At 73.9% G+C, this 21,211-nt stretch carries 18 protein-coding genes and 1 pseudogene; 16 read left to right on the top strand and 3 right to left on the bottom strand.

The features are described from left to right. Nucleotides 1-5 precede the first annotated feature (5 nt). From ACPXCB_RS10050 to ACPXCB_RS10040, 3 genes are read right to left on the bottom strand one after another with little or no spacing between them, the layout of a single operon-like run. Nucleotides 6-689, bottom strand: a complete 684-nt coding sequence (locus ACPXCB_RS10050) for a TVP38/TMEM64 family protein (RefSeq protein WP_425874226.1) — start codon at nucleotides 687-689, stop codon at nucleotides 6-8. Then, nucleotides 686-1,408, bottom strand: coding sequence for a type 1 glutamine amidotransferase (locus ACPXCB_RS10045; RefSeq protein WP_132236287.1), 723 nt, complete (start codon nucleotides 1,406-1,408; stop codon nucleotides 686-688). Before ACPXCB_RS10045 ends, ACPXCB_RS10050 begins: the two co-directional genes overlap by 4 nt. Beyond that, nucleotides 1,398-2,645: a MurT ligase domain-containing protein gene (locus ACPXCB_RS10040; protein ID WP_425874498.1), complete on the bottom strand. Its 1,248-nt coding sequence runs from the start codon at nucleotides 2,643-2,645 to the stop codon at nucleotides 1,398-1,400. The genes ACPXCB_RS10045 and ACPXCB_RS10040 overlap by 11 nt, the downstream gene beginning before the upstream one ends. Nucleotides 2,646-3,000: 355 nt before the next feature. On the opposite strand from ACPXCB_RS10040, the gene mraZ reads away from it, so the two are divergent. The 16 genes and pseudogenes from mraZ to ACPXCB_RS09960 all read left to right on the top strand — a co-directional run bounded on the left by mraZ (nucleotide 3,001) and on the right by ACPXCB_RS09960 (nucleotide 21,194). Next, nucleotides 3,001-3,432, top strand: a complete 432-nt coding sequence (gene mraZ / locus ACPXCB_RS10035) for a division/cell wall cluster transcriptional repressor MraZ (protein ID WP_132236289.1) — start codon at nucleotides 3,001-3,003, stop codon at nucleotides 3,430-3,432. A gap of 204 nt (nucleotides 3,433-3,636) precedes the next feature. Next, nucleotides 3,637-4,744: pseudogene (rsmH, locus tag ACPXCB_RS10030) on the top strand (16S rRNA (cytosine(1402)-N(4))-methyltransferase RsmH). Beyond that, entirely contained in the window at nucleotides 4,734-5,339 is a 606-nt protein-coding gene (locus tag ACPXCB_RS10025; RefSeq protein ID WP_425874224.1) for a septum formation initiator family protein, read from the top strand. The pseudogene rsmH and the gene ACPXCB_RS10025 overlap by 11 nt, the downstream one beginning before the upstream one ends. Nucleotides 5,340-5,344: 5 nt before the next feature. Next, nucleotides 5,345-7,558 carry a peptidoglycan D,D-transpeptidase FtsI family protein gene (locus tag ACPXCB_RS10020; protein ID WP_425874222.1) on the top strand — a complete coding sequence of 738 codons (2,214 nt, stop codon included), beginning with the start codon at nucleotides 5,345-5,347 and terminating at the stop codon, nucleotides 7,556-7,558. A gap of 91 nt (nucleotides 7,559-7,649) precedes the next feature. Next, entirely contained in the window at nucleotides 7,650-9,173 is a 1,524-nt protein-coding gene (locus tag ACPXCB_RS10015; protein ID WP_425874220.1) for a UDP-N-acetylmuramoyl-L-alanyl-D-glutamate--2,6-diaminopimelate ligase, read from the top strand. Then, entirely contained in the window at nucleotides 9,170-10,594 is a 1,425-nt protein-coding gene (locus ACPXCB_RS10010; RefSeq protein ID WP_425874218.1) for a UDP-N-acetylmuramoyl-tripeptide--D-alanyl-D-alanine ligase, read from the top strand. The genes ACPXCB_RS10015 and ACPXCB_RS10010 overlap by 4 nt, the downstream gene beginning before the upstream one ends. After that, the gene (gene mraY, locus ACPXCB_RS10005; protein WP_425874216.1) at nucleotides 10,591-11,718 is read left to right on the top strand and encodes a phospho-N-acetylmuramoyl-pentapeptide-transferase; all 1,128 of its coding nucleotides are present in this window, start codon (nucleotides 10,591-10,593) and stop codon (nucleotides 11,716-11,718) included. The genes ACPXCB_RS10010 and mraY overlap by 4 nt, the downstream gene beginning before the upstream one ends. 308 nt (nucleotides 11,719-12,026) lie before the next feature. Continuing rightward, on the top strand, nucleotides 12,027-13,439 hold the full coding sequence (locus ACPXCB_RS10000) for an FtsW/RodA/SpoVE family cell cycle protein (RefSeq protein WP_425874496.1): 1,413 nt from the start codon (nucleotides 12,027-12,029) through the stop codon (nucleotides 13,437-13,439). Beyond that, nucleotides 13,439-14,545, top strand: a complete 1,107-nt coding sequence (gene murG / locus ACPXCB_RS09995) for an undecaprenyldiphospho-muramoylpentapeptide beta-N-acetylglucosaminyltransferase (protein WP_132236301.1) — start codon at nucleotides 13,439-13,441, stop codon at nucleotides 14,543-14,545. Before ACPXCB_RS10000 ends, murG begins: the two co-directional genes overlap by 1 nt. Nucleotides 14,546-14,630: 85 nt before the next feature. Then, the gene (gene murC / locus ACPXCB_RS09990; protein WP_425874213.1) at nucleotides 14,631-16,184 is read left to right on the top strand and encodes a UDP-N-acetylmuramate--L-alanine ligase; all 1,554 of its coding nucleotides are present in this window, start codon (nucleotides 14,631-14,633) and stop codon (nucleotides 16,182-16,184) included. Beyond that, entirely contained in the window at nucleotides 16,181-16,996 is an 816-nt protein-coding gene (locus ACPXCB_RS09985; protein ID WP_425874211.1) for a cell division protein FtsQ/DivIB, read from the top strand. The genes murC and ACPXCB_RS09985 overlap by 4 nt, the downstream gene beginning before the upstream one ends. A gap of 246 nt (nucleotides 16,997-17,242) precedes the next feature. Further along, nucleotides 17,243-18,358 (top strand): cell division protein FtsZ, encoded by a 1,116-nt coding sequence (ftsZ, locus tag ACPXCB_RS09980; protein WP_425874209.1) that lies wholly within the window; start codon nucleotides 17,243-17,245, stop codon nucleotides 18,356-18,358. A 9-nt stretch (nucleotides 18,359-18,367) separates the two neighbouring features. Beyond that, a complete protein-coding gene (locus ACPXCB_RS09975; protein WP_425874207.1) occupies nucleotides 18,368-19,114 on the top strand; it encodes a YggS family pyridoxal phosphate-dependent enzyme in 747 nt (248 codons plus the stop codon). Between the two features lie 191 nt (nucleotides 19,115-19,305). After that, entirely contained in the window at nucleotides 19,306-20,001 is a 696-nt protein-coding gene (locus ACPXCB_RS09970) for a cell division protein SepF (RefSeq protein WP_151455892.1), read from the top strand. A 30-nt stretch (nucleotides 20,002-20,031) separates the two neighbouring features. Beyond that, nucleotides 20,032-20,337, top strand: a complete 306-nt coding sequence (locus ACPXCB_RS09965; RefSeq protein WP_088999245.1) for a YggT family protein — start codon at nucleotides 20,032-20,034, stop codon at nucleotides 20,335-20,337. Nucleotides 20,338-20,381: 44 nt separating this feature from the next. Continuing rightward, nucleotides 20,382-21,194, top strand: a complete 813-nt coding sequence (locus ACPXCB_RS09960) for a DivIVA domain-containing protein (protein ID WP_311411629.1) — start codon at nucleotides 20,382-20,384, stop codon at nucleotides 21,192-21,194. The last annotated feature ends 17 nt before the right edge of the window (nucleotides 21,195-21,211 follow it).

Genomic DNA, 21,211 nt, shown 5'->3' with positions numbered 1-21,211 from the left:
CGGCCTCAGCTCGGCCCGAGCCGGCGCTGCCGCTCGGCGCGCCACCAGCGGTGGATCAGCACGACGCTGGCGATCAGGCCGAGCGCGGCCGGCGCGGCGCCGAACCAGTTGACGTCGCCCGGGGAGGTGACCGTCGCGCCCACCGCCGCGTAGCCGAACGCGGTGGGCGCGGAGGCGATCACGCTGCCGGCGAGGAACGGCAGCACCCGGGCGCCGGTGGTGCCGTAGCCGTAGCTGACCAGCCCGAAGCCGGCGATCGGCAGCAGCCGTACGGTGACCACGCCGAGGACGCTCTGGCGGGCGAACCAGCCGTCCAGCCGGGCCAGCCGGCCGCGTACCCGCTCGGCGACGAAGTCCCGCCCGAGCAGGCGGCCGACCGTGAAGCCCAGCGCCGCCGCGAGCAGGGCGGCGCCCAGCGCGTACGCGGCGCCCTCCAGCGCACCGAAGATCGCGCCCGAGGCGAGCGTGATGAAGGTCCGGGGCACCAGCGCGACCAGCAGCAGCGCTCCGCCGAGGACCGCCGCCACGGGGGCGAAACCGCCCAGCCGGTCGCCCAGCCCGGGCAGTTCCCGCGCCTCGGGCAGGTCGACGACGAGCAGCACCGCCCCGAAGGTGGCGAGCAGGAGCAGCAGCAGGGCGAACCGGACGGCCGACGGCTGCCGCAGCAGCCGCCGGACGGCCGGGATCATGCCCGGGCGGCGGCGGCCACCGCGGTGCGGCGCTCGGCGCGCAGCCGGTCCGACCAGGTGTCGTCGAGCGGCGGGAGCTGGTGCGCGCCGGTGGCCCAGCGCAGCAGCAGGTCCGCCAGGGCGGGATTGCGGGCGAGGGCCGGGCCGTGCGAATACGTGCCGAGCAACTTGCCCCGCCACGCCCCCTCGGTGGCGCCGTCGTTGCCGACCCCGGCGGTGACCCGGGCCAGCGGGGAGACCCCCGGGCCGAGGTGGGTGCGCCCGCCGTGGTTCTCGAACCCGGTCAGCGCCGGCACGCCCAGCCGGGGGTCGATCTCGCCGGCCAGCTCGCCGACGGCGCGGGTCGGCCCCCGGTCGGAGGAGAGGTCGAGCAGCTCCAGCCCGGCGCAGAGGGTGCCCTTGGCGAAGAAGGAGGTGCCGAGGAGCTGGTAGCCGGCGCAGACCCCGAACACGACCGAGCCCTGGGCGACCGCCCGGTGCAGGCCGCCGTCGGCGAGCAGCCGCTGCGCGCCGAGCGCCTGCGGGCCGTCCTCGCCGCCGCCGATGAGGTAGATGTCGGCGGTGGAGGGGAGGCGTTGGTCGGAGCGCACCTCCAGCACCTCGACCGGGAAGCCGCGCTGGCGCGCCCGGCGGGCCAGGATCAGGGCGTTGCCCCGGTCGCCGTAGGTGGAGAGCAGGTCAGGGTAGATCCAGACGATGCGCAGGCTCTCAGTTGACACGGTCCAACTCCGCTCGGATGTCCTGGAACGCGGTGTAGTTCGCGATGACCTCCAGGCGCCCCGGGGGCACCGACCGGACGGCGTCGTCGAACGTCCGCACATGCTGGAAGGGCACGTCGTTGACCTCGAGCCGGACCGCGAGGTCGTACGCGCGGTCCCCGGTGATCAGCACCTGCCGGCCCCGTAGCGGGGCGAAGTCGACGTCGAAGAGCCACGAGGTGTCCAGCCCGTCGGGGTCCCGGGCGTTGATGGAGAGCAGCGTCGGGGCGACGTCGGCCATGTCGAAGGCCTCCAGCCAGCTGGCCGGGTTCTTCGCCAGCAGCAGCCGGATGTTGCGCCCGTCCCGGTCGACCTGGGCGTAGCGGCCCGCGACGGAGGTGACGCTGCCGAGCTGGAGCACCGCGTCCACGGGCCGGACGCCGAACTCGGCGGCGACGGCCAGCGCGGTCGCGGCGTTGCCGACGTTGACCTTGCCGGGGAGCTGGAGCTTGACCTTGTGCCAGGCGCCGGTCGGGTCGAGCACGCCGTCGTCCTCCACCGTCCACTGCGGCTCGGGCCGGCGCAGCGGGCAGCCGCTGCACCACCACTGGTCGCCGGAGCGCTGGATGGTCGAGCCGCACTCGGGGCAGACCCAGGAGTCGTCGTGCCAGCGTTGCCCGGCGCTGAACCAGGTGACCACCGGCGGGGCGATGCGGTGGTCGTGGTTGGGCGGCGGGGTCGCGGCCCAGACCACCATCGGGTCGTCGGCGTTGGCGACGACGCGGACGTTGGTGTGCCGGACCAGCGCGGCGCGCCAGAGCTGCGCCATCATGGCGACCTCCTTGGCCCGGTCGAGCTGGTCGCGGGAGAGGTTGAGCAGCGCCACCACGTGCGGCTCGGTGGCGTCCAGCACCTGGGCGAGGTAGTGCTCGTCCACCTCCAGCACCGCGTAGGGCGTGCTGCCGGCCTTGGCGAGCGCCGAGGTGTGCCCCGTCGGCATGTTGGCGCCGAACGAGTTGGTGGCGACGCGGCCGAGCACCCCGACCGCCGCCGCGGTGAGCCGGGTGGTGGTGGTCTTGCCGTTGGTGCCGGAGATCAGGGCGATGGCGCGCCCGGCCGACAGGTGGGCCAGCAGGTCCGGGTCGATCTTCAGGCCGATCCAGCCGCCGATCACCGAACCGTCACCGCGTCCCGCGGCCCGCGACAGCGCCGCGGCGGTCCGCGACACCGAGCTTGCCACCTTTGCCCGCAGGGGCATCTTCGCGTCCGTCACCCGAGCGAGGTTACCGGACCGGCGACCCCGCCAGATCGCCGCCGACGGCGAACCGTTCGGCCGGGGTGGTCCGGCGGGGTGGTCGGGACGCGCTCAGCCGGACGGAGTCGATCTATGTCGGAAAGCGGACCGGCCCGGCGGGCCCCGCGGCCCTCCACTCCGCCCCACCCCCGTTGACGTGCTGTTTTGCGCGCCGAAAGGCCGCGCCACGCGGGCGATTCTGGTTGCGGGTGGAGGGAAGTGGAGTAGAGTGGGGCGCAGTGGTGAGGCCGGGAGGGCCCACCGGCCCGGGGGGTCAGCGGCGCCGCGAACGCCGCTCAAGGGCGAGGGGGTTGGGCCGATGTTCCTCGGCACCCACACCCCGCGCCTGGACGACAAAGGCCGGTTGATCCTCCCGGCGAAGTTCCGGGACGAGCTGGCGGGGGGTGTCGTGATAACCAAAGGGCAGGATCGCTGCCTCTACGCCTTCCCGATGCCCGAGTTCCAGCGGATCGCGGAGCAGTTGCGTGCGCAGCCGATGACGAACAAGGCGGCCCGAGCCTACAGCCGGGTCTTCTTCGCCAGCGCGCACGACGAGGTGCCCGACAAGCAGGGCCGGGTGACGATCCCGGCCCACCTGCGGGACTACGCCGCCCTCGACCGGGATCTGGTCGTGATCGGCGCGAGCACCCGGGTGGAGATCTGGGACAAGGCTGCCTGGGAGACCTACCTCGCGGAGAGCGAAGACGACTTCGCCGACATCGAGGAGGGGGTGCTGCCCGGCGGTCTGTAGGGCGTGACGGCGCCCGACGTACTGCGAGATCTCCACCCGCTTTCGAGTTCCTGGCACCCCTTCCCCGGTGCCAGGCGCACGATCCGATCGGAGGGCCGCGGCCTCCGACGGCGGGAGCGGATGGGGATCTGGCGGTACGACGGCACGGCGTCGTCCGACGACGGACGCGTGAAGGACGAAGGTTTCACACCAGTGGGGGTCGACATGGGGGAGCTACGCGGCACGCACGTGCCGGTGCTGCTCGAGCGGTGTCTCGAGTTGCTGGCCCCCGCGCTGGGCCGGGGCGGGCGGACGGTCCACGTCGACGCGACGCTGGGCCTGGCCGGGCACGCCGAGGCGGTGCTCGAGGCGCATCCGGAGACGGTGCTGATCGGGCTGGACCGGGACACCGAGGCGCTCGCTCACGCACGCGTCCGGCTGGCCCGCTTCGCCGACCGCGTCCATCTGGAGCACGCCGTCTACGACGAGCTGCCGGAGGTGCTCGGTCGGCTGGGCTACCCGGCGATCGACGGCATCCTGTTCGACCTGGGCGTCTCCTCCCTGCAACTCGACGCACCCGACCGCGGGTTCGCCTACGCGCAGGACGCCCCGCTGGACATGCGGATGGACCAGACCCGGGGGGTGACCGCCGAGGAGGTGGTCAACACGTACGCCCATCCGGACCTGGCCCGCGTGCTGCGGGTCTACGGCGAGGAGAAGTTCGCGGGCCGGATCGCCTCGGCGATCATCCGCGAGCGGGAGCGGGCCCGGATCACCTCGTCGGCGCGGCTGGCCGAACTGGTCAGGGAGTCCATTCCGGCACCCGCCCGACGAACCGGGGGACACCCGGCCAAGAGAACGTTTCAGGCTTTACGGATCGAGGTAAACAAGGAACTGGCAGCGCTGGAGACGGCGCTGCCGGCCGCGCTCGACAAGCTCAACGTGGGCGGCCGCATGGTGGTCCTGTCCTACCACTCGCTGGAGGACCGGCTCACCAAGGCGGCGCTCAGCGACCGGGTCCGCAGCAAGGGCCCGGTCGACCTCCCGGTCGAACTGCCCGGGTCCGGTCCGACGTTCCGGCTGCTCAGCCGGGGCGCCGAACTGCCCGGGGAGGTGGAGGTCGCCGCGAACCCGCGGGCCGCGTCAGTGCGGCTGCGGGCCGCGGAGCGACTCGACCCGGACGCGGCGCAGCAGGGCGGTACCGGCCGCGAACGGTACCGCCGGCGGGTCAAGGCGATGCACCAACCAGGGGCGGGGTCTCCCGGATCCGACACGGATCCGACGGACCCCGGGGGACGGGACGGACGAAGAGGGGGAGGGACATGACTATTGACAAGCGCGACCGTCGGGACATCGCCGGCGGCGGGCAGCGCGCACCGCGGTCGGGGGGCCGGACCGCGGCGGAGCGGGCCACGCGCATCGGGACCGGCACGCCGCGGGCGGACCGCGCGAACCGGCAGGGGGAGACTGGCGCCCGGGGGGCGCGCGAGTTCCCGACCCAGGGCAGCGCCGCGCTGCGTCCGGCCGAGCGGGACAGCGCCGTCACGACCCGTCCGCCCCGGCTGCGGGTGGCGCCGCCGCCGCCGGTGAAGGTGCCGCGGGCGCCCTTCGCCGCCCTGGTGCTGGTGCTGGTGGTCGGCGGGGTGCTCGGCATCCTGGCGGTCAACACGAAGATCAACGAGAACGCCTTCCGGCTGGAGAAGCTCCAGGAGCAGCAGGCCAAGCTCGACGTGGAGCAGCAGCAGCTCAACAAGGAGATCGCCGACGCGGAGGCCCCGGGCAACCTGGAGGCCCGGGCCCGCAAGCTCGGTCTGGTGGAGGCGGGCGAGCCGGCGTACATCCGGCTGCCCGACGGCAAGGTCATCGGCGTGCCGCAGCCCGCCGGGGGCAAGCCCTCGATCACCAGCCAGCAGGGCGCGGGAGGCTGACGACCGTGCCGCCGAGATCGGAGGAACCGCGCCGGGACGCCACAGGCTCCCGGCGCGGTTCGTCGCGTAACGCCGGGGGCCGGGGCGGCGAGCCGCGCTCCGGCGAGCCGGGGGTCGGTGGCATCTCCGACGCCCGGGCGTACACCCCGCGCGGGCGCACCGTGCGCGAGCAGCGCGCCGGCGGTCGCGCCGAGCGGGACGCCGACGCCGGCCCCGCCGAGCAGCGCCGGACGCCACGCAGCACGCGCTCCGGCGACCCGTTCCGCCCCGCCCTCCAGGTCCTCGACGGCGGGCGCGCCGGCGCCGGCCGGGCCGGCCGGCGGGAGGCGGCGGGCCGCTCCGGCGTCGTCCGCACCGTCACGCCGCGCACCCCGCGCCACGACGACGAGCCGGCGGCGCCGCGCCGCCGCGCCGCCCCGCGCCCCGCGCGCCGGCCGGACCGTCCGGCCGCCCGGCGACCGTCGCGCAAGCCGCCGAAGCCGCCCCGGCTGGCCGATCCCCGGCGCCGGCTGCGGCTGGGCACCGTGCTCACCCTGACGCTCTTCGCCGTCATCGGCATCCGGCTGGTGGTCCTCCAGGCCGTGGAGACTCCGGCGTACGCCGGCGGTGGTCTCGCCGACCGGCTGCGCACCGTCACGCTGCCGGCGGCACGCGGCGCCATCTACGACAGGTCCGGCGCCCCGCTGGCGCACAGCGTCGAGGCGCGCTACGTCTACGCCGACCCCACCCAGGTCAAGGACCAGCAGGCCACCGCCAGGGCGCTGTCCCCGCTGCTCGGGATGCCGGCCTCGGAGCTGGCCGAGAGGATGAAGCCCCGCAAGCGGGTCAACGGCGTCGACTCGCAGTTCGAGTACCTCGCCCGGGGGGTGGACATCGACCGGGCCCGGCGGATCACGGCGCTGGAGCTGCCCGGCATCTACACCCACCGCGACGAGCGGCGCGAGGTGCCCGGCGGCGACCTGGCGGCCAACCTGCTCGGCTTCACCAGCCAGGACATGGTCGGGCTGGAGGGGCTGGAGGCCCGCTACGACGACGTGCTGCGCGGCAAGGACGGCAAGCGGGTCTACGAGGTCGGCCTCGGCGACCTGACCGCCCCGATCCCCGGCGGCTACAGCGAGACGACGAAGGCCAAGCCGGGCAGCTCGCTCCAGCTCACCATCGACCGCGACCTGCAGTTCATGGTGCAGCGGATGCTGAGCCGGCACATGGCGCAGAGCAAGGGCAGCACCGGCGCCGCCGTGGTCATCGAGATCCCCTCCGGCGAGGTGCTGGCTCAGGCCAGCCACCCGACCTACAACGCGGCGAAGCCCGTGCCGAGCGACCCGACCGACCGCGAGGACGCGGCCACCAGCTTCGTGGTCGACCCCGGCTCGGTGCACAAGGCGATCACCTTCGGCGCCGCGCTCCAGGAACGCGTGATCACCCCCGACACCACGCTGCCGATCGCCAACAGCATCAAGATGGGCGACACCTGGTTCTCCGACACGCACCGGGCCGACGGAAAGCGGATGAGCCTGCCCGGCATGATGGCGTACTCGTCGAACGTCGGCACCATCCAGATCGCCGACAAGCTCGGCCCGGAGCGGCTCATCGACTACCAGAAGCGCTTCGGCCTCGGGGAGCCGACGCGGGTGGGCATGCCCGGCGAGGCCAGCGGGCGGCTGCTGCCGGCCGACGAGTGGAGCGGGTCGTCGTACGGGTCGGTGCCGATCGGGCACAGCGTGGACGCCACGCCGCTGCAGATGGCCGCCGTCTACGCGACGATCGCCAACAACGGCACGTACGTGCAGCCGCGCCTGGTCAAGGAGGTGATCGGGCCGGACGGGAAGCGTACGCCGACCGACCCACCGGTCACCCGGTCGGTGCTCAGCCCGGAGAACGCCGCCGCGCTGCGGACCATCCTGGAGGCGGTCACCACGGTCGAGGACGGGACCGGCAGGGCCGCGGCGATCCCCGAGTGGCGGGTCGCCGGCAAGACCGGCACCGGCTGGCGGCTGGTCGACGGGCGTAAGCAGCTCGGCGAGGTGGCCTCGTTCATCGGGATGGCCCCGGCCGAGAAGCCGCGCTACGTGATCGCGGTCTTCGCGCACACCCCGTCCGGCGGGGGCGGGGACATCGCGGCCCCCGCGTTCCGGGACATGATGCAGTTCACGCTGCGTCACTACGGGGTGCCGCCGAGTGGGGAGAAGGCCCCGAAGTTCACGGTCTATCCGCGTTGAGCGGCCACGCCGCGACATCATCGGTGAGTGCGGACGAACCACCGGGGCGGCAGTGCGGCCGGAACCGGACGACCGGGTAGGGTCTGACGCCGTGCCCGGCAATCCTCGTCCCCGTACCGTGATCGGTGTCCGGCTCGGCGACCTCGCCGCCCGGCTCGCCGTCGAGCCCCCGGAGGGCGCCGCCGAGCTGGTCGTGACCGGGGTGACCCACGCCAGCCAGGAGGTCCGCCCCGGCGACCTGTACGCGGCCCTGCCGGGCGCCCGCCGGCACGGGGCGGAGTTCGCCGCCGGTGCGGCGGCCGCCGGCGCGGTGGCCGTGCTGACCGACCCGGCGGGCGCCGACGCGGCGGCCGAGGCGGGCCTGCCGGCGCTGGTGGTGTCCGACCCGCGCGCCGCGCTGGGCACCCTCGCCGCGGCCGTCTACGGCGACCCGACCGAGGGCCTGACGGTGATCGGGGTGACCGGGACGGCCGGCAAGACCTCGACGGCCTACCTGGTCGAGTCCGGCCTGCGCGCCGCCGGCCACACCACCGGCCTGATCGGCACCGTCGAGACCCGCCTCGGCGACCTGGCGATCGACAGCGTGCGCACCACGCCCGAGGCCACCGACCTGCACGCCATGCTGGCCGCCGCCCGCGAGCGCGGCGTCACCGCCGTGGTCATGGAGGTCTCCAGCCACGCCCTGGCGATGGGCCGGGTCGGCGGGGTCCGGTTCACCGTCGGCGGCTACACCAACTTCGGCTCCGACCACCTGGACTTCCACGCCGACACCGCGGACTACTTCGCCGCGAAGGCGCAGCTGTTCGACGGGCGCTGCGCGGTCGAGGTGCTCAACCACGACGACCCGGCGCTGAAGTCGCTGTACCGCCCGGCGACGGTCACCTACTCGGCGGCCGGCGACCCGAGCGCCACCTGGTGGGCCGACGGGGTCGGCGGCGAGGGCTACGCACAACGGTTCACCGCGCACGGCCCGGACGGGCTCGTCGTGGCGGCCGGCGTGGCGCTGCCGGGCCGGCACAACGTGGCCAACGCCCTGCTGGCCATCGCCGTGCTGGTGGCCGCCGGGGTGGACCCGGAGACCGCCGCCGCCGGGGTCGCCGCGTGCGGCGGGGTCCCCGGCCGGCTGGAGCTGGTGAACGCCCCCGGCCCGGTCCGGGGCGTGGTCGACTACGCGCACAAGGCGGACGCGATCGTCGCCGCGCTGGCGGCGCTGCGGGAGCTCAGCGCGGGCCGGCTGATCTGCGTGATCGGTGCCGGTGGCGACCGGGACCGGGGCAAGCGGCCGGTGATGGGCGCCGCCGCGGCGGAGGGAGCCGACGTGGTGCTGGTGACCGACGACAACCCGCGCACCGAGGATCCGGCGGCGATCCGGGCCGAGGTGCTCGCCGGCGCCCGGCGCGCCGGCACGACGGCCCGCGTCGAGGAGGTGGCCGACCGCCGGACGGCGATCGACGCGGCGGTCCGGCTGGCCGGGCCGGGCGACGTGGTCGCGGTGCTCGGCAAGGGCCACGAGCGCGGGCAGGAGATCGGTGGCGAGGTGCACCCGTTCGACGACCGCACCGAGCTGGCCGCCGCGTTGCGCGCCCGCTTCGCCGACCCGGCGGGTCAGCGGTGATCCCGCTCAGCCTGGCCGAGGTCGCCTCGGCGGTCGACGGGCGGCTGGCCGGCGCCGACCCGCAGGCCCGGGTCACCGGCCCGGTCGAGTTCGACTCGCGCAAGGTGCGCCCGGGTGCGCTCTTCGTCGCCTTCCCGGGCGAGAAGGTGGACGGGCACGACTACGCCGCCGGGGCGGTGGCGGCCGGCGCGGTGGCCGTACTCGGCACCCGTGCGGTGCCCGGCGTGCCGATGGTGCTGGTCGACGACGCGCTGGCCGCGCTGGGCCGGCTGGCCCGTGCGGTGGTCGACCGGCTGCCCGGGCTCACCGTCGTCGGGTTGACCGGCTCGTCGGGCAAGACCACCACCAAGGACCTGATCGCGCAGCTCACCGCGCGGCTCGGCCCGACCGTCGCCCCGCCCGGGTCGTTCAACAACGAGCTGGGGCACCCGTACACGGCGTTGCAGGCCGGGCCCGAGACCCGCTACCTGGTGATGGAGAAGGGCGCCCGGGGGGTGGGGCACGTGCGCTACCTCTGCGACGTGGTGCCGCCCCGGATCTCCGTGGTGCTCAACGTCGGGGTGGCGCACATCGGCGAGTTCGGCTCGGTGGAGACGATCGCGCTGGCCAAGGGCGAGCTGGTCGAGGCGCTGCCGGCCGACGGCCTGGCCGTGCTGAACGCCGACGACCCGCTGGTCGACGCGATGGCCGCGCGTACGGTCGCCCGGGTGGTCCGCTACGGCGAGGCGGCGCACGCCGACGTGCGGGCCGAGGACGTGACGCTGGACGACCGGGGGCGGCCCGCGTACACCCTGGTCACCCCGGAGGGGACCGCGCCGGTGCGGCTGGGGCTGACCGGCCGGCACCAGGTGTCCAACTCGCTCGCCGCCGCCGCGGTGGCCCGCGAGCTGGGCATGCCGCTGGCCGAGCTGGCCATCGCGCTGGGCGCCATGGGGCTGGTCTCCACCCGTCGGATGGACGTCTTCGAACGCGTCGACGGGGTGACCGTGATCGACGACTCGTACAACGCCAATCCCGCCTCGATGGCGGTCGCGCTGCGCGCGCTGACCGGCATCGGGCGGGAGCGGCGCACCGTCGCGGTGCTGGGCTACATGGCCGAGCTGGGTCCCTTCGAACGCGACGGGCACGCCGAGGTCGGCCGGCTCGCGGCCGAACTGGGCGTCGACCGGCTGCTCGTGGTGGGCGAGCCGGCCGCGCCGATCCACGAAGGCGCGACATCGGTAGGTGACTGGGGAGGAGAGTCGGTGCTGCTCACCGATCAGGCGGCGGCCGTCGAGGTGCTGCGGAGCGAGTTACGACCGGGCGACGTCGTCCTGGTGAAGGGCTCCCGGTACCGCACCTGGGAGGTGGCCGACGCGCTGCGCGCGGACGCCGCCGGCAACGGTGCTGATCCGACGGCGACGGGGGGCGGCGCCGCATGAGGGCGGTCATCGTCGCCATCGGGGTGGCCTTCCTGGTCTCGCTGCTCGCCACCCCGATCGCGATCAAGGTGTTCGCCCGGCTGAAGGCCGGCCAGCCGATCCGATCGAACCTCGGGCTCGCCAGCAACGAGGGCAAGAAGGGCACGCCGACGATGGGCGGCGTGGTCTTCATCCTGGCCACGGTCATCGCGTACGTGGCCGGCCACCTGGCGCTGACGACCCTGCCGGACGCGCAGATCGCCCAGGTCGAGCCGACGATCACCGCGCTGGTGCTGCTGGGGCTGATGGTCTTCTCCGGCGCCGTCGGCTTCATCGACGACTTCCTCAAGGTGCGCAAGCGGCACAGCGGCGGGCTCAACAAGCGGGGCAAGCTGCTCGGCCAGATCCTGGTCGGCGCGGTCTTCGGCGTCGTGGCGCTCTACTTCCCGAGCACCATGACCGACGCCTCGGGCGCGGAGACCAACACCGAGACCGTGGGCAGCACGACGCTCAGCTTCATCCGGGACATCCCGGCGCTCGACATCACCAAGATCGGCGCGGTGGTCATCTTCATCTTCGTGGTGATGGCCGCGACCAACGGCGTCAACCTCACCGACGGCCTCGACGGCCTGGCCACCGGCGCCTCGGTGATGGTCCTCGCCGCGTACGCGCTGATCGCGTTCTGGCAGTACCGGCACTGGTGCGCCGACCCGAACTACACCCAGGACTACTGCTACGCCGTCCGGGACCCGCTGGAGATCGCGCTGATCGCCGGCGCGGCGGCCGGGGCCTGCGTGGGCTTCCTCTGGTGGAACACCTCGCCGGCGCGGATCTTCATGGGCGACACCGGCGCGCTGGGCCTCGGCGGCCTGATCGCCGGCATGGCGATGTCCACCCGGACGATCCTGCTGCTGCCGATCATCGGTGGCCTCTTCGTGATCATCACGATGTCCGTGGTGATCCAGATCATCTCGTTCCGCACCACCGGCAAGCGGGTGTTCCGGATGTCGCCGTTGCAGCACCACTTCGAGCTCGCCGGGTGGAGCGAGGTCAACATCGTGGTCCGGTTCTGGATCATCGCCGGCATCGGCGTGGCCATCGCGCTGGGCCTGTTCTACAGCGAGTTCCTCGCCAACATGACCTGAGCCGGCCGGCAGTTCCCGCCGCGGGGCCCGGGCGCGCGTCGCCCGGGCCCCGCGGCGTGTCCGTCCGCCGCGACGGCGCGCGGCCCCCGGCGCAAGCCCGACACGCCGACCGGGCGGTTGCGCCGGTGGCGACCCGGCGGAACCGCCATGATGGTCGGGTGGGGGAGGGACGAGGCACAGAGGTCACGGCGGAGGGGACGTCCGGGCGGTCGGCGGGAGGCAGGCGTACGCGCGACGCGCCCGCCGCGACGCGGGGACCGGACGATCCCGGTCCCCAGGTGCCGCGCGGGCTGGACCCGGCGGGCGGGCTGGCCGCGCTGCGCGGGCTGCTGGACCGACCGCTGGCCTCCTACCACCTGCTGCTGTCCAGCGCCGGCCTGCTGCTGCTGATCGGCCTCACCATGGTCTTCTCCGCCACCAGCGTCCGGGACTACGCGGAGAACGGCAACGCCTCGACGTCGCTGGTCAAGCAGGCGATCTTCGCGGTGATCGGCATCGTCGTGTTCTGGGCGTGCCAGCGGCTGCCGGCGACGACCTACCGGACGCTGGGCCGGCCGCTGCTGTTCACCGCCATCGGCCTGCTGCTGGTGCTCAACCTGCTGCTCGCCTACGCCCGGCTGACCAAGCAGGACTCGGCCCAGATCGGCCCGGTCGAGGCCCGGCTGCTCTGGCTCTTCATCGGCGGCATCCAGGTGCAGCCCTCCGAGTTCGCGAAGTTCGCCCTGGTGCTCTGGGGGGCCCACGTGATCGCCCGCAAGGGCGCCGCGCTGGGCTGGTGGCGTGAGCTGGCCACCCCGCTCTTCCCGGTGGTGGGCCTGCTCTTCGTCCTCGTCGGCTACAACGACCTGGGCACGATGCTCTGCCTGCTGGCCCTGGTGGTGGGGCTGCTCTGGGCGGCCGGGGTGCGGATGCGGGTCTTCGCCGCGCTCTCCGCGGTGGGCCTGCTCGGCATCGGCCTGCTGGTCGCGGTGGCCTCGCTCGGTGCCGGCTCGGGCGAGGTGGGCGCGAAGAACTACCGGTTGGCGCGGCTGACCGCCTTCATCAGCCCGCCGCCGCCGGACCAGTGCAAGCTGGAGGACTGCTACCAGATCGCCCAGGCCCGCTACGCGATCGAGAACGGCGGCTGGTTCGGCGTCGGCCTCGGCAAGAGCATCGCCAAGTGGCAGTGGCTGCCGGCGGCGGAGAACGACTTCATCTTCGCCGTGGTCGCCGAGGAGTTGGGCGTCGTCGGGTGCGTCGTGGTGGTGGCGCTCTTCGCCGTGCTGGCGTACACCGGGCTGCGGATCGCCCGCCGGGTCGACGACCCGTTCCGCCGGCTCGCCGCCGCGGCGGCGACCACCTGGCTGGTCGGCCAGGCAGTGATCAACATCGGCGGGGTGGTCGGCCTGCTGCCGCTGACCGGTGTGCCGCTGCCGTTCATCTCCGACGGCGGCAGCGCCCTGGTCGTCACCCTCGCCGCCATCGGGATGCTCGCCTCCTTCGCCCGCGCCGAACCCGACGCCGCCAGAGCACTGCATGCCCGTCCGCCGGCCAGATGGGTCCGACTACTCTGGGCCCCGTTGCCGCCGCTTCCCGGGCGGCGCCGCCGTCCGGCGGCGCCCCCGGCTGCCCGAGGGTCCGTACCCCGGTCGCGGGAGCGGCGGCCGGACGATGTGGCCGCACCGCGCGGTGTCCGGCTGGCCCGGACCCGCCGCGGGTCGGCGGACGAGAGGAGACGTTGATGGGTCCGCTGCGTTCGGTGGTGCTCGCGGGAGGTGGCACCGGGGGGCACATCTACCCGTTGCTCGCCTTCGCCGACTGCCTGCGCCGACACGACCCCGGCGTCCGGATCACCTGCCTGGGGACACCGAAGGGCCTGGAGAACGAGCTGATCCCGCCGCAGGGCTACGACCTGCGGCAGATCCCGGCCTACCAGCTGCCCCGGTCGGTGAACATGAACCTGGTCAAGACCCCCGGCCGGATGTGGACCGCGGCCCGCGCCGCGGGCAAGGTCATCGACGAGGTGCGCGCCGACGTGGTGGTCGGCTTCGGCGGGTACGTCTCCGTGCCGGCCTACCTCGCCGCCTGGCGGCGCGAGCTGCCGATCGTGATCCACGAGGTCAACGTGCCGCCGGGGGTGGCCAACCGGCTCGGGATGAGGTTCACCCGCCACGTGGCGGTCGGCTTCCCGCACCAGCCCGCCCAGGCCGAGGCCCTGCGCGACGCCCGCGTCGTCGGCGTGCCGCTGCGCCGGGGCATCGCCGGGCTGGACCGGTTCGCCATGCGCAACGCCGCCAGGGCCCACTTCGGACTCCGCCCCGACCTGCCGGTGCTCTTCGTCGCCGGTGGCTCGCAGGGGGCCCGCTCGATCAACCTCGCGGTCGCCGGCGCGGCGAAGGAACTCGCCCGCAACGGGGTGCAGGTGCTGCACGTGATCGGCGCCCGCAACGAGCCGGTGCCGGTCCCCACCGACCTGCCGGTGCCGTACGTGACGCTGCCGTACCTGTCCGAGATGGAGGCCGGCTACGCCGCGGCGGACCTGATGCTCGGCCGGGGCGGGGCGATGACCTGCGCGGAGGTGGCGGCCATCGGGCTGCCCACGATCTACGTGCCGTACCCGCACAGCAACCAGGAGCAGAAGCGCAACGCGCTGCCCGTGGTGGAGGCCGGCGGCGGGCTGCTCGTCGACGACGCCGAGCTGACGCCGGACTGGGTCGAGCGGACGATCATCCCGCTGATCCGCGATCCGCACCGGCTGCACGCGATGGGCTCCGCCGCCGCCGCGTACGGCCGCCGCGACGGCGACGAGGCGTTGCTCAACTTCGTCCTGGAGGCGGTGGCCCCGTGAGCGCGAGGAGTGAGCTTGCGAGCCCCGCAGTCGCGAACGACGGTGGCCCCGTGACCGGGCGCACCGCGACGGGAAGGTACTCGGCATGAACACCGCACAGTTCACCCCGGCCGGCACGCTCACCGCCGAGGACCTGGGCACGATCCACCTGATCGGGGTGGGCGGGGTCGGCATGAGCGGGCTGGCCCGGCTCTTCCTGACCCGGGGCATCCGGGTCTCCGGCAGCGAGCTGCGGGAGTGGCCCTCCCTGGCGGGCATGCGCGCCCTCGGCGGCACGATCCACATGAGCCACGAGGCGTCCAACCTCGACGGCGTCGACACGGTCGTCTACTCCTCGGCGATCCCGCAGGACCACCTGGAGATGGTGGAGGCACGCCGGCGCGGCCTGCGCGTGCTGCACCGCTCCGAGGCGCTGGCCGCCGCGATGACGGGCCGCCGGACGGTGGCGGTCGCGGGCACCCACGGCAAGACCACGACCACCTCGATGGTCACCATGGTGTTCCAGCAGGCCGGGCAGGACCCGTCCTTCGTGATCGGCGGGGAGATCTCCGAGGTCGGCTCGGGCGCCCACCACGGCACGGGCGAGCACTTCGTGGTCGAGGCGGACGAGAGCGACCGCTCCTTCCTCATCTACCGCCCGTACGTGTCGATCATCACCAACGTCGAGGCCGACCACCTGAACACCTACGGCGACCTCGCCACGCTGGAGGCGGCCTTCGCCGAGTTCGCCCGGCTCACCGACCCGGACGGCTTCATCATCACCTGCGCCGACGACCCGGGCAGCCGGCGGCTGGCCGAGACGCTGCGCGCGGAGGGCCGCCGGGTGCACACCTACGGCGAGGCGGCCGACGCCGACCTGCGGCTGACCGACATCGCCTCGTCGGCCCGGGGCGTGCGCTACATCGCGAGCATCGACGGGCGGTCGCTCGGCGAGTTCCGGCTGCCGGTGCCCGGGCGGCACATGGGGCTCAACAGCGCCTCGGCCGTGCTGACCGCGTACCTGCTGGGGCTGCCGCTGGAGGCGGCGGAGGGCGCGCTCGCGGCGTTCCCCGGCGTGCGGCGGCGCTTCGAGCGCAAGGGCGTCGCGGACGACGTGCTGGTCTACGACGAGTACGCCTACCACCCGACCTCGATGACGCTGGCGTTGCAGACGCTGCGCGAGGTGGCCGGGGACGGCCGGCTGATCGTGGTCTTCCAGCCCTACCGGCTCTACCGCACCCGCGACCTCCAGGCGGAGATCGCCGAGTCGCTGGCCATCGCCGACGAGTTGGTGCTGCTGGAGGTATTCGGCCCGGGCGAGCTGCGCGAGCCGGGGGAGGGATCGGCGGCGCTGATCGAGGCGGTGTCGTTGCCGGCGGAGCGGAAGGTCTTCGTGGACTCGTGGGAGGCCGCGCCGGTGGAGGTGGCCCGACGGGCCCGCCCCGGTGACGTCGTGGTGACCATGGGCGCCCCGCCGATCTCGCTGATGGGGGACCAGCTGCTGGCCGTGCTCTCGGCGCGTACCACCGATCCGGCGGCGCCGACGGGCACGACGCCCGGCGGCGACGCCGGCGGGACGACGACCATCGGCGGCACCGTCCCCGGCGTCGGCGGTGCCGGCGGCGCGGCCGCGGACGGCGCGGCGCCCGCGGCCGGATGAGTCCCGGTCCGGCGCGGGGGCGCACCACCGGCGCTGACGGCGGCGGCCGGCGCGGGCCGGTGCGCCGGTGGCAGCTGGTCCGGGCCGGCAGCGACGCGGTCCCCGCCTCGACCCGTCGGTTCATGGCCCGGGCCCGGCAGCGTCGGATGCGCGCGGCGCTGCCGTGGGCGGTCGCCGCGGGCGTGCTCGCGGCGGCCGGTCTGGTCGCCTGGACCCTGCTCGGCACCGGCCTGTTCGGGGTGCGCGAGGTCCGCGTCGAGGGTGCCGCGCTGGTCACGACGGTGCAGGTCCGCGACGCGGCCGCGGTGCCCGACGACGCCCCGCTGGCCCGGGTGGACCTGGCCGCCACCGCGCGGCGGGTCGGCGAGCTGCCGGCGGTTCAGCGGGCGGTGGTGACCCGGGACTGGCCGGACACGCTGGTCGTGCGGGTGACGGAGCGCACCGGCGTGGCGGCGGTGCCGCGCGGGGAGCAGTTCGTGGTGATCGACGGCGCAGGCGTGGTCTTCCGGAGCGTGCCGCGGCCGCCGGACGGCCTGCCGGTGGTCCGGCTCGCCGAGCCGGGCCCGGACGACGGGTCGACCCAGGCGGCGCTGGAGGTGCTCGGCGCGCTCACCCCGCAGCTGCGCGCCGAGCTGGTGGACGTGACCGTCGAGGGGCTGGCCCGGATCACGCTGCGGCTGCGCGGCGACCGGGTGGTGGTCTGGGGGGACGCGACCCGGGGCGCGGACAAGGCCCGGGTGGCCGGCGCCCTGCTCGACCGGAAGGCCGACACCATCGACGTCAGCGCGCCCGACGTGGTTACCCTGCGGTGACCGGCCGCTCCACCGACGACGTGACCCGCCCCGCTCCGGGGGCGACACGCCGAGCGGGTCCTTGGCTCATCGCGTGAGGGCGCTTACGTTGCCCCGAAGGGGATCAGTGGTTGACATAACAGTAAGCCTCTAGTAGAGGGTGAGGGTTCAACCCTGATCCTCGCTGGTGACAGCTGTCGTCGGCCGCTGGTCTGGCCAGGCCCTACCCGGTCGGCCCATGCCAATCTCGAAGGGAAAGGACCGGAGATGACACCTCCGCACAACTACCTGGCGGTCATCAAGGTCGTCGGCATCGGTGGCGGCGGCGTCAACGCCGTCAACCGGATGATCGAGGTTGGGCTCAAGGGCGTCGAGTTCATCGCGATCAACACCGACGCGCAGGCGCTGCTCATGAGCGACGCCGACGTGAAGCTCGATGTCGGCCGTGAGCTGACCCGCGGGCTCGGCGCCGGCGCCAACCCCGACGTCGGCAAGAACGCCGCCGAGGACCACCGCGACGAGATCGAGGAGGTGCTCAAGGGCGCCGACATGGTCTTCGTGACCTGCGGCGAGGGCGGCGGCACCGGCACCGGCGGCGCGCCCGTGGTGGCGAACATCGCCCGCAAGCTCGGCGCGCTGACCATCGGCGTGGTCACCCGGCCGTTCTCGTTCGAGGGCAAGCGTCGCCAGGTGCAGGCGGAGTCCGGAATAGACGAACTGCGTAACCAGTGCGACACGCTGATCGTCATCCCCAACGACCGGCTGCTGGCGCTCGGCGACCGCAACATCAGCATGATGGACGCGTTCCGCACCGCCGACCAGGTGCTGCTCTCCGGTGTCCAGGGCATCACCGACCTGATCACCACGCCGGGTCTGATCAACCTGGACTTCGCCGACGTGAAGAGCGTCATGAGCGGCGCGGGCAGCGCCCTCATGGGCATCGGCAGCGCGCGGGGCGAGAACCGTGCCGTGGAGGCGGCCGAGGCGGCCATCTCCAGCCCGCTGCTGGAGCAGAGCATGGACGGCGCGCGCGGCGTGCTGCTCTCCATCGCCGGCGGGTCGGACCTGGGCCTGTTCGAGATCAACGACGCGGCCCAGCTCGTCACCGACGCGGCCCACCCCGACGCCAACATCATCTTCGGCGCCGTCATCGACGACGCCCTCGGCGACGAGGTGCGGGTCACCGTCATCGCGGCGGGCTTCGACGGTGGCACGCCGGCGTACAAGGCGGTCGAGCCGCCCCGCAAGAGCAACCAGAACCAGCCGGCGCAGCCGAGCGCCCCGGTCGCGCCGCCGGCCACCATGCCGGCCCCGCAGCAGTCGCCCCGCCGGGTGCTCTTCGACGACGTCGACGTGCCCGACTTCCTCAAGAACGGTTCCTGAGTACCGCCGATGACCGACAGCCCAGCCACGGTGCGCCCGGACCGGCGCGCCGAGATCGCGGCCGGCCTGGGCCGCGTACGGTCCCGGATCGCGGACGCCTGTGCCGCCGCGGGTCGGGACGACTCCGAGGTCACCATGATCGCGGTGACCAAGACCTACCCGGCCGGGGACGTGGTGGCCCTGGCCGGGCTCGGCGTCGTCGACATGGGGGAGAACCGCGACCAGGAGGCGTCCGCCAAGTCGGCCGAGGTGGCCGCGGCGGGGGTGACGCCCCGGTGGCACTTCATCGGGCAGTTGCAGCGCAACAAGGCCAGGTCGGTGGTCCGCTACGCCGACGTCGTGCACTCGGTCGACAGTGTCCGGCTGGCGCGGGCGCTGGACGCGGCGTCGGCTGCGGCGCGGGACCGGCCGCTGGACGTGCTGGTCCAGGTGAGCATCGACGGCGACGTGGCCCGGGGCGGGGCGCTGCCCGGCTCGGCCGACCCGGGCGCCGGGCTCGGCGCGGTGGCCGAGGCGGTGGCCGGCGCGGAGGCGCTGCGGCTGGCCGGCCTGATGGCGGTGGCGCCGCTGGGCTGGGAGCCGGAGCGGGCGTTCGCCCGGCTGGCCGAGGTGGCCGCCGGGTTCCGGACGGTCCACCCGGGAGCCGCCGCGCTCTCCGCCGGAATGAGCGGCGACCTGGAGATCGCGATCCGGTACGGCGCGACACATGTCCGCGTCGGCAGCGCGTTGCTCGGAATGCGTCCCACGCTGCGGTAGCCTGACCGCGGGAAGCAAATTACATCTGTGTTGTTTGGGGGAGCGGCGTCCCGTTGTCGGGGGTCGTGGCATGCGACGCGAATCGCGTGCCAGGGGATTGCCGATCCGCCCCGGTGGGCAGAAGTGGTCCACTCGCGACAAGCGACACGGTACGGGGGCGCGTGCCGCACGGCGGACGGGAAGGGCGCGGGATGGGTGCACTGCGCAAGGCGGGGGTCTGGCTCGGTCTGGTCGAAGAGGACGACGAGCGGGCCTACGACGATGGTGGCTACGACAAGGGTGGCTACCGCGATTCACGTTACCGGCAGAGCCGGTACTCGGAGGAGTTCGCCGACGACGACGAGGACGACTCCGAGGAGCCGCCGGCGCCCCGGTCCCGGCTGAGCGACCGTGGCCGGCTCTCGGAGCGCGCCGCCGGTCGGGCGGCCGACGCCGAGCGGGGCGACACCGACCGGGCGGAGCGGGCCGAGCGGTCCAGCGTCCGCTCCATCACCCGGCCGTCGGCCGGCGACACGTCGGGCGCGCTGACCTACCACACCCGCGACAACCTGGCCCTGGCGCCGCAGGCGCAGCCCCGGGAGCGTGCGGTGGTCGCCGAGGAGGAGCAGCGCTACCAGATCACCACGCTGCACCCCACCACGTACCGGGAGGCGCGCACCATCGGTGAGCACTTCCGCGACAACGTTCCGGTGATCATCAACCTCACCGAGATGGACGAGGCCGACGCGCGTCGACTTGTGGACTTCGCCGCCGGCCTGGCGTTCGGGCTGCGGGGTACGATCGAGCGCGTGACCAATCGGGTGTTCCTGCTCTCACCGGCCAATGTCCAGGTCACCGCGGAGGACAAGGCCAAGATCGCCGAGGGCGGCTTCTTCAGCCTGAGCTAGCCCCGCCCGACCCGAGGGACGTCGCCTGCCGTGTTGTCGATCGTGCTGCAAGTGCTGTATCTGGTGCTCTACTTCTTCCTGCTCGTCCTGCTGGCCCGGTTCGTCCTGAGCGCCGTCCTGCAGTACGGCCGACGCTGGCAGCCGGGGCGTGGGGCATCGGTGGGGCTGGAAATCGTGTGGAGCGTCACTGATCCCCCTCTCAACGCGTTGAGGCGTGTGATCCCTCCGTTGCGAATTGGTACCGTGAGCATCGACCTGGCCTCACTTGTGCTCCTGGTTATCCTGTTCGTGCTGATGGAGTTCGTGTTGAGGCGGTCGATCATCGGCACCGTCTGATGACCGACGCGCTTTCGCGGCCGCAACTGACCCGAGGAGTTTCGATGCCGCTGACCCCGGCCGACGTCCACAACGTCGCCTTCAAAAAGCCGCCGATCGGCAAGCGGGGCTACGACGAGGAGGAGGTCGACGCTTTCCTGGACGAGGTGGAGCGCGAGCTTGCCCGTCTCATCGAGGAGAACAACGAGCTGCGCGCCCAGGTGGAGCGCGGCGGCCGTGGTGGCGCCCCCGCCGGCCCCGGCGGCGACGCCCGTCTCGCGGCGGAGCTCAACGACGTCAAGGCCCAGCTCGACCGGGTGCAGCGCGACAAGGCGGCGGCCGAGCAGGCCGCCCGCGCGATGCAGGCCGAGCTGGAGCAGGTCCGTTCCGCCGGTGGCCCGGCCGTCGGCGGCGCCGACGGTGAGCAGCAGGCGCTGCGGGTGCTGATGATGGCCCAGCGGACCGCCGACGACCACGTCTCCGACGCCCGTCGCGAGGCCGACCAGCTGCTCTCCGAGGCCCGTTCCAAGGCCGAGGAGGTCACCCGCGAGGCCCGCGCCAAGGCCGACGCCCTGGAGCGCGACGCGCGCCAGCGGCACCAGGAGGCCATGGGCGGCCTGGACGCCAAGCGCACGGCCCTGCAGAAGCACATCGAGGAGCTCAAGCAGTTCGAGCGTGAGTACCGCACCCGGCTCAAGGCATACCTGGAGAGCCAGCTGCGTGACCTCGACGGCCGCGGCCAGGGCCTGGAGGTCGAGATGACCCGTGGTGGTGAGGGCACCCGGGCCGCCGGCGGCGGCAACGGCCTGGCCACCGCAGGGCTCGCCGGCTCCTACGGCGGCGGCGGTCGCTCCGGCGCTCTCGAGACCGGACGCTGAACCATCGGTCGGCGACC

Origin of the sequence: Micromonospora sp. DT62, from assembly GCF_049847285.1 — a bacterium.
Taxonomy (GTDB): domain Bacteria; phylum Actinomycetota; class Actinomycetes; order Mycobacteriales; family Micromonosporaceae; genus Micromonospora; species Micromonospora reichwaldensis.
The sequence above is the reverse complement of the archived record's forward strand: the minus strand, read 5'-3'. Positions and strand labels throughout refer to the sequence as shown.